We start from the raw sequence: 11,562 nt of genomic DNA on the forward strand, positions 1-11,562 counted from the left end.
GAAGTTAATTGAATTTAAATGAAGTACGACAACAAGAAGTAATTGAATTATGTAAAAACCTCGTAAAAATTCCTAGTTTATCAGGACAAGAAAAAGAAGTAGCAGCTTATATTGAGATGTTTGCAAAGGATAACGGTTTCGATGAAAGTAATATCGATTCATTAGGGAACGTGACGCTTGTTATGAACGGCAAAGAAGAGGGGCCGGTCATTGTAATGGATGGTCATATTGATACAGTACCGGTTATAGAAGCTAACTGGACAGTCGATCCATATAGTGGTCTTGAAAAAGATGGGAAAATTTACGGACGTGGCTCTACAGATATGAAGGGTGCAGTAGCATCTATGATTTTAGCTGCAAAATATTTTGCTGAAGATACAGATAAAAACTTCAAAGGAAAAATCGTAGTTTCATGTAGCGTACATGAAGAATGTTTTGAAGGTGTAGCAACGCGTGAAGTAAGTGCTCAATATAAACCTGACTATGTAGTAATTGGTGAGGCAACTAATTTAAAACTGAATAACGGACAACGTGGGCGTGCTGAAGTTGTGGTTGAAACATTCGGAAAATCTGCCCACTCATCAAATCCAGATGCAGGGATTAACGCAGTAAATAAAATGGTGAAGTTGATTCAAGCAATTAATGAATTAGAAGTTAATACACATCCGATTTTAGGAAAAGGAATTTTGGAATTAACGGATATTGTTTCTTCACCATATCCAGGGGCATCTGTTGTACCATCTAATGCCCGTGTAACATTCGATCGCCGTTTACTAGTGAACGAAACAAAGGAAAGTGTATTAGCGCCGATTCAAGACATTATTAATCGCTTAAAACAAGAAGATGAGCAGTTTGATGCAGCAGTCTACTATTCTAGCGGTAAAGAGCTATGTTACACAGGAGCAACTATCGAGGCAGAACGTTTCTTCCCAGCTTGGCTGTATGACGAGGAAGAGGAATTTGTATCACAAACTTTGAAAAATCTGCAAGGCATTTTACCAGAGACGACATTATCACATTATTCATTCTGTACAAATGGTAGCCATTTTGCAGGTGAGGCTGGCATTCCAACAATTGGTTTCGGTCCATCATTTGAGCATCTAGCCCATATTGATGATGAGTATATTGAAAAAGATCAGCTATTAAAAGCAACGGCGGGTTACATTTCAATTTTAAATACTTTATCTAATTTAAAAGGAGGTAAGGTACATGTTTGATTTAATCATTAAAAACGGAAAGATTATTGATGGTACAGGATCACCTTGGTATTACGGTGATATCGCTATAAAAGATGGAAAAATAGAAAAAATCGGCCTCCTTGATAATTATGGAGCTAAAAAAATTATTGATGTTAACCATCAAGTGGTTTCGCCAGGATTTATTGACATGCATACACATTCGGATTTAGTAATTTTGGAAGAACCATTAATTGAAGCAAAGGTTCGTCAAGGAATTACAACAGATTTACTAGGACAAGATGGTATTGCAGCTGCTCCATTACCAAGTGAATACATTTCTACATGGCAAAAGAATTTAGCCGGTTTAGATGGTAAACCAAATATTGAATGGGATTGGAAAACAGTTGGCGAATATATCGAAAAAATTGAACGAAATAATCCAAGCTATAACTTAGCTGTTTTAGCTCCCCATGGAAATATTCGTATGGAAGTTATGGGTTTAGACAATCGACCTGCAACAGATGAAGAAATTAAACAGATGCAACAAATTTTACGTCGTTCTTTAGACGAAGGAGCTGTGGGGCTATCAACAGGATTAATTTACCTCCCATGCTGCTTTGCTGAAATGAAAGAATTAGAGGCTCTTTGCCAAGTAATTGCTGAGTATGGTGTTCCACTTGTAATTCATCAACGTAGTGAAGGAGATGAGATTCTTGAATCTATGGATGAGCTAATAGAAATGATGAAACGCTGCAAAGCACATCTACATTTCTCACATTTAAAAAACTGCGGTAAAGATAATTGGTACAAAACAGTTGAAGTTTTAAAGAAAATTGATCAAGCACGTGCAGACGGATTAGAAGTTACATTTGATCAATATCCGTATATTGCAGGCAGTACAATGCTTAGCGCAATTTTACCGCCGTGGGCACATTCTGGCGGTACAGAAGAAATGTTGAAGCGTCTTGAAAATGAAGAGCTACGTCAACGTATAAAAGATGAAATGGCATCGGCACTAAAGGGATGGGATAGTATTGCTAAATGGTCCGGATGGGATGGCATCATCATAACTTCTGTAGAAAGTGAAGCTAATCAATATTGTGTTGGTAAGACTATCGAAGAAATTGCTAAAATTGATCAAAAAAATGAGGCTGATGTAGCGTTGGATCTTATTTTGAATGAAAAAAACGGCATTGGAATGATTGATTTTGTTATGAACGAAGAATCGGTAAAAATGATTTTAGCGCATCCGGCAGGAACTATTGGTTCAGACGGTCTTTTAGGTGGAGAACCTCATCCACGTGCATATGGCTCATTCCCAAGAATTTTAGGCAAATATGTACGCGAAGAAAAAGTGACTTCGTTAGAGGAAATGATCCGTCGTATGACATCGCAACCAGCACGTATTATCGGCTTACAAGATCGTGGAATTATTCGAGAAGGATTGGCAGCTGATATTGTTGTTTTCAATCCAGATGAAATTATTGATCAAGCGACGTTTGAAAAACCACGACAATTTAATAAAGGCATTGAATATGTAATCGTTAATGGTGAGATTGTTATTGAAGGTGAAAATGCATATAGAAAGCCAGTAGGTAAAGTGTTTAAACGTAAGTATAGTTCCACGCCAGTTAGAGCTTAAAAATTAGGAGGGGTGTAGATGGGGATAATTTGGACAATTATAATTGTCTATATGTTGGCTATGATTGGTATTGGGTTTTATGCTAAAACACAAGTTAAAAGTAGTGAAGATTACCATTTAGCAGGGCGACGTTTAGGACCAATAATGTTAGCGGGTACGTTGGCAGCTACTGAAATTGGCGGGGGCAGTTCGGTAGGGGTTGCATCGAAAGCATATGGTGAATGGGGATTATCTGCAGGATGGTATGTAGTATCGGCAGGTATTGCAATTATCTTAGTATCTTTTGTTGCGCCATTTATGCGTCGTGCATTAGCTACGACGGTGCCAGAGATTATTGGGCGCCGTTATGGTAAACCGAGTCAGCTTATCTCTAGTATTTTATCTATTGTTGCGTCGTCAGCGTTAACAGCTGTACAAATTACAGCTACCGCGTCCATTGTTCATGTTTTAACAGGATTTAGTTTAACATTGGCTATACTTATTTCAGGTGGGGTTGTTGTATTCTATACATTCCTAGGTGGTATGTGGAGTGTAACTTTAACAGACTTTGTACAATTCTTTATTATAGTATTTGGATTTGCTATCGCTGTTCCATTCGCATTTTCAAATGCAGGTGGTTTTGATTATGTAATAAATAATATTCCTAAAGAACAACTAGGCTTTACGAAAATCGGATGGCCAACTATTCTAGGGTTTATTGTTCTATACTTCATGACCTTTTCTACCGGACAAGAAGCTGTACAACGTTATTATTCTGCAAAAGATGAAAAAACAGCTGTTTGGGGATCAGTGCTTTGTGGTGTGTTAATGTCATTTTATGCATTTATTCCAGCTGTTTTAGGGTTAATCGCATTAGCTGTATTCCCGGATATCACTGAAAATAGTGCATTAGCAACTGTAGCAGTTGAGCTACTTCCAGCAGGTATTGCAGGGATTTTATTATCTGGTGTAATTTCAGCAACATTATCAAGTGCATCAGGTAACTTATTAGCAGTTGCTTCAGTGTATATGAAAGATGTACATGGTCACATTTTCAATAAAAAAGTAACAGATGCAGGTGAATTAAAAGCTTCCCGACTTATTATTGTAATCGTGGGTGTATTAGCGATTTTAATTTCACTATATAGCCAACAAATTATTCCATTACTAGTATTTGCATTCACTATCCGTTCAACAGGACCATTCGCAGCGTTTATCATTGGTCTTTTATTCGAAAAAGTTACAAAGAATGCAGGTTTGGCTTCAATTATCGTCGGTACAATTGTAGGTGTTGTTTGGGAAGTTCTAAAAAATCCATATGGCATCATGGCAGTTATTGCAGGTAGTTTAGCAAGCTTAATCACGTTCTTAATAGTGAACAAAATAGAACTTAGCCGTGGAGCGCCAGTAGCTCCGTCCGCCTACGTTAATAATGAATCGACTGAATCAACCTGATTTTTATTAACTACCTTTCTAATTATAGAAAGGTAGTTTTATTATTTGTATTTGAGAGAGAATACATTCATATGAGTTATCATTTAACTCAAAACGTAGCTTTAAAAAATTAATTAACTTGAACATCAACAATGAACCAATCATTAGTTATTTGTAAGTAGGAGTTCTTGAGGAAAACTCATTTTTTCAACCTTAAAAAACTATCGTTATCTAAGGTTGAAAATGGTAGAATTGAAGAAACATTTGTTCTTATAAATGCGCATTAAAACCAACTAATTTAATTGGTAATAAGGGGGTGATTACATGGAGGAAAATTTGTTTTCGCTAGAGCAATTTAAAATGAAGCAAGAGAAGGATCAAACACTTCACTTGATGAAAGCGAAAAAATTAGAGATGTATGAACCGAATTTTAAAGCGTTCGCTACATTTTGTGATCAACACTTTTTACCAGTTGATTTTAACTCGTTGGAATTGTATCTCCATGAATCCATTATAAAAGAGCGCGTACGGTTATCGACGTTTAATCGGCGACTCGCTGGAATAAAGTATTGGCTCATGAACGAGTATGGGTTAATGATGACTGCAGACCAGGCTAATCAAATTAAATTATTACGCCAACTATATAATGAAGAAGAATTTTTACGTCTGAAGCCAATGAAGGGAAAACGAGCTGAACAACAAAGCGATGTGCTGCGGTTAATTGATCGGTATGATACGAACAATAAAAGCGATATCCGGAAACGAGCCATTTGTTTAGTGAACCTGATTACGGCGAATCGCCCTTCCGAAATGGTCCGTTTGAAGGTAAGTGACTTTGATCTTGAGAATCGTACGGTCAATGTCATGATGAAGAAACAAGGAGAAATGAAAGAAAAACGCTTAACGCTTGAATGTGTACAAGTTGTAAAGAAGTATATTCAAGAATGCGAACTGCAAGCGGATGATTATTTTGTGGGAGCAGCTGATAAGTGGGGAAATCATACAAGTCGGCAAATCAATGAAATTAGTTATAACCAGGCAATTCAAAGTTGGTTAGGATTTGCACCGTACACTTTCCGAAAAACACAAATCACCTCAATGTACCAAAAAGGAGCCGACATTCCAACCATCGCCAAACAATCTGGCCACAAATCCCATCAAACGATTATGCAGCATTATATTAACTTACGGACCGATGATGTGGATGAGTTTTTGTAGTGGTTAAAAAATACACTATATAATAGAAGAAACTCGTGTTTTTATGCTAAAAAAAGCCAAGGTATTGATTGCTTTGCCTCGGCTAAATGCATCTGTTTATTAGTGTAAGTAAAAAAACGTAAGTCGCTTTGAATTGAACCTTAGATATGACACCAATTAATGTCTTAATTTATGAAACTATTGGATATAAAAAAGAGCCGGATTAAATCCGGCGTAATGTCCATTGAGGGGGATGGATTGCAGAATAATGAATAGTTAATTTTTAATTAAGCAGATTTGAATGATTTATAAGTGATTATAAAAATTAAGAAATAGTGGGATTTAATAACTAACAATGTTAAATGTTTTTGAATTCATATTTCTATACCTTCGTTAATATTTTGATAATCTTCTAGAGCTAATTGTGCAACATTATCTAGAGTTAAGATCTCATGTTGTGCTGGACTATACTCAAATTTCTTATTGACTACTATTGCTTCATAAGCTTGTACTTCCGATAATCCTTCAGGAATCATTGGAAATTCAAAATCATAATTTTCGATTAAAATTTCTTGTAACTCATAAAAATAATATATTCCTGTTTCTGTAATTCGGTATTCACCTTTGTTTACTCGCTTTATATAATTTTTACTATAAAGTTCAGCTAATGTACCATCAACAAAAGCTCTTTCATCACTTACTTTACGACTTTTAAGATTCACCCAAAGATTCAGATTCTTTGTTAATTTTTTTTCTATATCCCCATTTGTCACAACAGTTCTACCCGCATCAGGTGAATTTTTAATAAGATTGAGAAATAGATAATACTTTTGGATTTCGATGTGTATTTTATTACTCACTCTCAGTACCCTCCTAATTTTTATTTACTAGGATTTACTCCTGTTAACATGATTATATGTCAAATAAAACTATGAAATAATGGAAAAATATCAGGATATATTTCCATGTTTTTTTCCATTATTTAACCAAATAGATATGAGATAATGAATTTATTAAGGAGGAGTTCTAAATGAAAAGTAGTTTAATACAAAATGTTCAACTTTCTAATATACATGAAATTTTTGAAGAAATATTTAGCTGTTTTACATTCTCGAAAAACTCAGAAATCAAGTCTAATAATGTAAACATATTTGCTAAATTGTTAGTGATAGCTGGTGATTTTACGGGGGAGAAAGTAAATCTTTCATTCACAGTGAAACCTATCAAGAAAAGTATAATTAAAGCTGAAGATATTAAAGAAATGAAAGATCGGCTTACCGTAGTTTCAGAAAATGGCGGTTTACGTAAAAATATAAATAAGCTACTCGGAAGGCAAAGCTATGGAGTAAAACATATTGCTCTTTTAAAAGAGTGGATTCCATTAATCAAATCCTATATTAACAATAGCGAAATAAATAAATTTGCAGAAAAAGTTTTAAATGTTTCAATAAATATCGAAAGCGAAAAGTTAGAAAGCTTAATAAAGTCATTAATATATATACTTAATAGTGAAGAAGAGGTAATGGTTATGCCTACATCACCAAACAAAACAATAAACATTATTACACAGGAGGATTTGCTAGACCTTATATATATAAAAATGCCATCATATCTTAAAGAACATATAGATTTCAATTCTATTTGTGCTTTATTTCCAGATTTTATAATTTTAAAAGGTGATGTGGAGGTACTTGCCTTTTATGATGAAGATGAAATTGAAGTTGAATTATTAGTCATAATTATGGAAACTTCTAGTGAAAGTGGTTTCGAATATTCAATAGGAATAACAGAGTGGGAAGAGGAGTCAAATCTTTATTCAACGGAGTTTATAAAAGTTTCTATAATTGGTTTAGCAAAATTTATCGAAGATTTGCTCCGAGAGAAAAATATTGATTTTATTCACTACTCTGTAATTAAAAGATTACAAAATATCCTAAATTATAACGAACAAAAATTAACGAACAAATATTTGTAAATTTATCTTCTGAGGATAATACCTAACTCTAAATTAAAAAGTAAGCAACTGGAGTAAATTTCTTTTTAATTGCATCTTTTATCTTTGTACTAGGGGCAACATAGAGACTAGAGATACCTTTCTTGAGTCGCCTGAGCACACTTTTAAATAAAAATGTATTCCTAGTATTTACAGACCTCTGTAAATACTAGGAATACAGGAATACAGGAATACAGGAATACAGGAATACAGGAATACAGGAATACAGGTTAGCCTAATTTCTAATCTATATGGACATTTTTATTAGCGGAAGTACCTCGCAATCTGTCTCTATAATGAAAATAAGCGCTTTCTACTTGAGAAAAGCGCTCCTATAGGTTGGAACAGTTGATTAAGGAATAATACTAATCTGTAAACTGAAATGGGTTTTAATTCTTACTTAAATCGTTTAATAGCAAAAAGGTCTATATTTTCATTTGTTCGTCTGTCTATTATTAATTCACTTAAAATCTTCCCTATTACACTGCTAAATTTAAAACCATGTCCTGAAAATCCTGCTGCTATTGCAATATTCGGATGTTTTGGATGTAAATCTACAATAAAGTTCTCATCAGGTGTTAGTGTGTATGTACATGTTTTTCCATATAATAATTGCCCAGTAGAAGGAATAAAGTTTGTTAAGAAATGTATCAAGTCTTCTTGATCTCCTATTTCCTCACCAAATGTTGTGATTGTTTCATCTGGATTTATCGTCGTTCCTCCATCGTGTCTACCTACTTTCAATCCCGCTTTTTGAATGCTAGGGAATCCATAGTAGTCGCCAATTGGTGTATCAAACGCGAAAGCTGGAAAAACATTTTCCCCATAAAGTTCCTCGTCCACATCAAACCATGCAAAGGTCTTTCTTACGGGATTAAGAGGTAGCTCCAAGTCAAGCATGGATAATAATTGATTTGACCATGCACCAGCAGTCAAAATTAAAGAGTGAGCTGTAAAGGAATTTGAATCTGTTGATACCTTGACACTTCCTGCTTTAGCAGTAATAGATGTAACTCTACTGTTTGTTAAAATCGTGACTCCATTTACTATAGCTAATTCGCGATATGCATCAATACATTCTTCGCATCGAAGTACACCAGAAGTTGGTTCATAGCAACCAATGTAATCACTTGGCACTTTAATACCTGGCCAACGTTCTTTAATATCTTCTGCACTCATTATTTCAATTGGAAGAGAAAAGCGTTTAGAGCTAGAAATTATATTTTTAATAAAACTAGAAGATTCTTTCCCTACATTTAAAACCCCTGTTTTTAAAAAGAACTGTTTTCCTGTTTCTTTCTCTAACTCATACCACAACTCTTGTGCCTTAAGTGCTAAAGGTACATACTCTTCGCCTTCTCCATAAGCATGTCTGATAATTCTTGTTTCCCCATGATGACTGCCCTTATCATGAGGAGGATTATGCGAATCTAATAAAAGTACCTTTTTCCCCGTTAAAGATAAATAATATCCTGCCGCCATTCCCATAGAACCAGCACCAACTACTATAACATCATAATTTAACATTCGTTTCTACCTCTCTAAAAGCCTATTATTAAGTATTTTCTCGCTTGTTTAGTTGCAAAAAGCATACATTTTTGTTAAGTGTCATGTCAAACCATTTTAAGATTCGTGTATCTTTTAACACATTCCCCAACGATATGAACCGAGTGCGAAATAGAAGATGTTTCATAAGGATCAAGTTATGACGTTAATTAGGTATGAAAAAAGCCGAATTAAATTCGACTTTTTACACTGCATTAACTTCAGTTGTTTTTGTACAGATACCGGTTCGCAAAATGTTCTTTCGTTCATTTATTTTGCCTCGAAGTTCTAGATGTTTACTCACCTACCATACCGTCATTATCATTATCGCGCATATAAGGATATAACCAATGATCACGCGTTATTGGCATACTGAAACCTGCATCTTTTGCTTCTTTAATCGTCACCTGTCCATTACCGTTTGTATCAACACTAGAAATATCGCCTTTTGTATTTGAACTAGTTGAATTGGAAGGCTCACTACCTGTTAAACCGAGTGATGCGTTTACTTCATCTGGGTTCACGTTGTCAAATGTATCGACAATCTTGTTGCCCTTTATAGTATAGGTATACTGATAACTTGAAGGAATCTGCGTTTTCGTATTTGGATATGTGATAAGCGCTTCGAAATTAGTGGCTCCACCAGCTTTACGAATCGCATCTTCCATATAAGCTTGGTCACCATGTCGGTTGAGCGTACTATCTTGTGGGGTAATATTATAAGCATTTGACACCCCTCCAAGAGAATCAGCAATGATATGTCCTTCATCTAAAACGGCACTTTCGACACCAGGAACTTTGGCCTCATCAGCGTAGTATCTGCCAGACGATAATACCGGTTCGTTACGGTCATCTTGTAGAATGATTTTGTCAGCAATAACACGTACTAGTTGCCCGTATTCATTAGTAAATGCCCAATATTCACGGTCCCCATAACCAATATCAACGACGACCTTAGATTCACGATATCCAGACAAATCACCACCATCAACTTCGATAAGTTTGTATCCTGAGAACAGCTCATTATTTGGTTGGGTTGGTGTTTCCTCTACTACTGGTTCATTAACAGCCGTAGTGATAGTTTCTTCTTCACTATTTTTATTTGTATCAACTGTAGTTACTTCTTGTGGATCTGTTTCTCCATCTGTAATCGATGCATCTTCTACGTCGGTACAACCAACCATAAAGATGGTCGTTAAAAGTAAGATTAAATAGTTCGTTTTCTTTTTCATTTTAGGACTCTCCTATAATAGGTTCATATTGTTCATTCTAAAAATCTTGGAATGTTAACCTATTAATAATAGCACAAGATATTTACTCTTTTCGTAATTTCAATAGTTTAAACTGATAAGAAAGGTATGGCAGACCCGGGAATATGAGGATGGCTAGGGAAATCAAACCTAGCACTTGAAAAAGGTTTGTGATGCTTTCTGATGCCCATCCCGGATTGCTAAAGATACCAAGTAGCCAAAATACAACGGTAGAAATGAAGAACGGAAGAGCAGATTTCCCCATCTGTTTCTTTTCTCTTTCATATTTTTCAATAGTAGTTGGTCTGTCCGTATAGATTGGCTTGGTTCCTGTGGATGCACTAAATATATGAATTTCATTTCCTACAGAACATACATGTGACCATCCAGCAGCTTCAAAGAGAGCAAAGTACTCATCATCTACTTCTTTTTGATAATCCAATGAATACTCAATGTCCTTACGTTCCCCTTTTCTTAACTTGTATCCTAACCCTGCAATTTTTTCTAAAATCCATCCCTCTTTTGCATATTCGGCAAGCTTTTTCATCTCTTTCTCTTCAAAAAAAGCTAAACCACCGCTAGGAATATATTTAACTTGTTTCATGTTAACTGCTCCCCTTTTCTTTTAAATATTTCTTCTGCATGTAATACCATTTCCCGTCTTCGCTTTACTTCTTCTTTTAAAAGTTCAATGCCTTTTTCTGTTGCAATATAGCTTTTTCTTTTCGGATCATGATCATCAAACAGTTGAATTAATTCAGCAGCTAACAATTTCTTAATTGTTGTGTACATAGAAGCAGGCCCAATTGAAAATCGCTGGTTGGTCATTTCTTCAATCGTTTGCATAATGAGATAACCATGCTTTGCATCCATTAAAGACAATAAAATATAGTAAGCTGTGTCCGTCAGTTCGCCCATTTCTAATGAGACATTTCTTCCCATGATCTCCCTCCTTTGTATCATTTAATGATATATCGTTAAATGTAATATATCGTTTAATGATATATAAGTCAATAAAAAACCAGATAATCCTCCTTTCATTAAAAATTCTTTTAGTTGAGATAGTATCATTGTGTAATTACGATTCTAAGGATTTTTAAAACAAAAGCTTGGAGGACTTGTCTTACTCGATTCGTCTGAGCGCTCTTTAAAATCAAACTGCATTTACAGAACTAAGTTTGCAAATCCCCGTATTTGTAATTAAACTTAAATACAGGAATACAGGAATACAGGAATACAGGAATACAGGAATACAGGAATACAGGAATACAGGAATACAGGAATACAGGAATACAGGAATACAGGAATACAGGAATACAGGAATACAGGAATACAGGAATACAG

10 protein-coding genes are annotated in these 11,562 nt (G+C 35.0%); 5 read left to right on the forward strand and 5 right to left on the reverse strand.

The window, feature by feature from the left end:
* Positions 1 to 8: 8 nt before the first annotated feature.
* From EK386_RS16375 to EK386_RS16390, 4 genes are all read left to right on the forward strand, one after another.
* Complete coding sequence (locus EK386_RS16375) at positions 9 to 1,217, forward strand: YgeY family selenium metabolism-linked hydrolase (protein ID WP_126660256.1); 1,209 nt, start codon at positions 9 to 11, stop codon at positions 1,215 to 1,217.
* Positions 1,210 to 2,820, forward strand: coding sequence for an N-acyl-D-amino-acid deacylase family protein (locus EK386_RS16380; protein WP_126660257.1), 1,611 nt, complete (start codon positions 1,210 to 1,212; stop codon positions 2,818 to 2,820). The genes EK386_RS16375 and EK386_RS16380 overlap by 8 nt, the downstream gene beginning before the upstream one ends.
* Positions 2,821 to 2,838: 18 nt before the next feature.
* Positions 2,839 to 4,254, forward strand: a complete 1,416-nt coding sequence (locus EK386_RS16385; protein WP_126660258.1) for a sodium:solute symporter family transporter — start codon at positions 2,839 to 2,841, stop codon at positions 4,252 to 4,254.
* Between the two features lie 303 nt (positions 4,255 to 4,557).
* Positions 4,558 to 5,451, forward strand: coding sequence for a tyrosine-type recombinase/integrase (locus EK386_RS16390; RefSeq protein ID WP_126660259.1), 894 nt, complete (start codon positions 4,558 to 4,560; stop codon positions 5,449 to 5,451).
* Between the two features lie 353 nt (positions 5,452 to 5,804).
* On the opposite strand, the gene EK386_RS16395 is transcribed toward EK386_RS16390, so the two are convergent.
* The gene (locus EK386_RS16395) at positions 5,805 to 6,290 is read right to left on the reverse strand and encodes a hypothetical protein (RefSeq protein ID WP_126660260.1); all 486 of its coding nucleotides are present in this window, start codon (positions 6,288 to 6,290) and stop codon (positions 5,805 to 5,807) included.
* Between the two features lie 170 nt (positions 6,291 to 6,460).
* On the opposite strand from EK386_RS16395, the gene EK386_RS16400 reads away from it, so the two are divergent.
* A complete protein-coding gene (locus EK386_RS16400; RefSeq protein WP_126660261.1) occupies positions 6,461 to 7,405 on the forward strand; it encodes a hypothetical protein in 945 nt (314 codons plus the stop codon).
* Between the two features lie 414 nt (positions 7,406 to 7,819).
* On the opposite strand, the gene solA is transcribed toward EK386_RS16400, so the two are convergent.
* From solA to EK386_RS16420, 4 genes are all read right to left on the reverse strand, one after another.
* On the reverse strand, positions 7,820 to 8,950 hold the full coding sequence (gene solA / locus EK386_RS16405; RefSeq protein WP_126660262.1) for an N-methyl-L-tryptophan oxidase: 1,131 nt from the start codon (positions 8,948 to 8,950) through the stop codon (positions 7,820 to 7,822).
* A gap of 314 nt (positions 8,951 to 9,264) precedes the next feature.
* On the reverse strand, positions 9,265 to 10,200 hold the full coding sequence (locus tag EK386_RS16410) for a DNA/RNA non-specific endonuclease (RefSeq protein WP_126660263.1): 936 nt from the start codon (positions 10,198 to 10,200) through the stop codon (positions 9,265 to 9,267).
* Positions 10,201 to 10,282: 82 nt separating this feature from the next.
* Complete coding sequence (locus EK386_RS16415; protein WP_126660264.1) at positions 10,283 to 10,822, reverse strand: DUF2812 domain-containing protein; 540 nt, start codon at positions 10,820 to 10,822, stop codon at positions 10,283 to 10,285.
* A complete protein-coding gene (locus EK386_RS16420) occupies positions 10,819 to 11,160 on the reverse strand; it encodes a PadR family transcriptional regulator (RefSeq protein ID WP_126660265.1) in 342 nt (113 codons plus the stop codon). The genes EK386_RS16415 and EK386_RS16420 overlap by 4 nt, the downstream gene beginning before the upstream one ends.
* Positions 11,161 to 11,562: the final 402 nt, after the last annotated feature.

It is taken from the genome of Lysinibacillus antri, assembly GCF_003977595.1.
Classification (GTDB): domain Bacteria; phylum Bacillota; class Bacilli; order Bacillales_A; family Planococcaceae; genus Ureibacillus; species Ureibacillus antri.

Excerpts from the sequence above, each read along its gene's own strand:
- EK386_RS16380 (WP_126660257.1), top strand. The coding sequence starts at position 1,210 with ATGTTTGATTTAATCATTAAAAACGGAAAGATTATTGATGGTACAGGA.
- EK386_RS16385 (WP_126660258.1), top strand. The coding sequence starts at position 2,839 with ATGGGGATAATTTGGACAATTATAATTGTCTATATGTTGGCTATGATT.
- EK386_RS16390 (WP_126660259.1), top strand. The coding sequence starts at position 4,558 with ATGGAGGAAAATTTGTTTTCGCTAGAGCAATTTAAAATGAAGCAAGAG.
- EK386_RS16400 (WP_126660261.1), top strand. The coding sequence starts at position 6,461 with ATGAAAAGTAGTTTAATACAAAATGTTCAACTTTCTAATATACATGAA.
- solA (WP_126660262.1), bottom strand. The coding sequence starts at position 8,950 with ATGTTAAATTATGATGTTATAGTAGTTGGTGCTGGTTCTATGGGAATG.
- EK386_RS16410 (WP_126660263.1), bottom strand. The coding sequence starts at position 10,200 with ATGAAAAAGAAAACGAACTATTTAATCTTACTTTTAACGACCATCTTT.
- EK386_RS16415 (WP_126660264.1), bottom strand. The coding sequence starts at position 10,822 with ATGAAACAAGTTAAATATATTCCTAGCGGTGGTTTAGCTTTTTTTGAA.
- EK386_RS16420 (WP_126660265.1), bottom strand. The coding sequence starts at position 11,160 with ATGGGAAGAAATGTCTCATTAGAAATGGGCGAACTGACGGACACAGCT.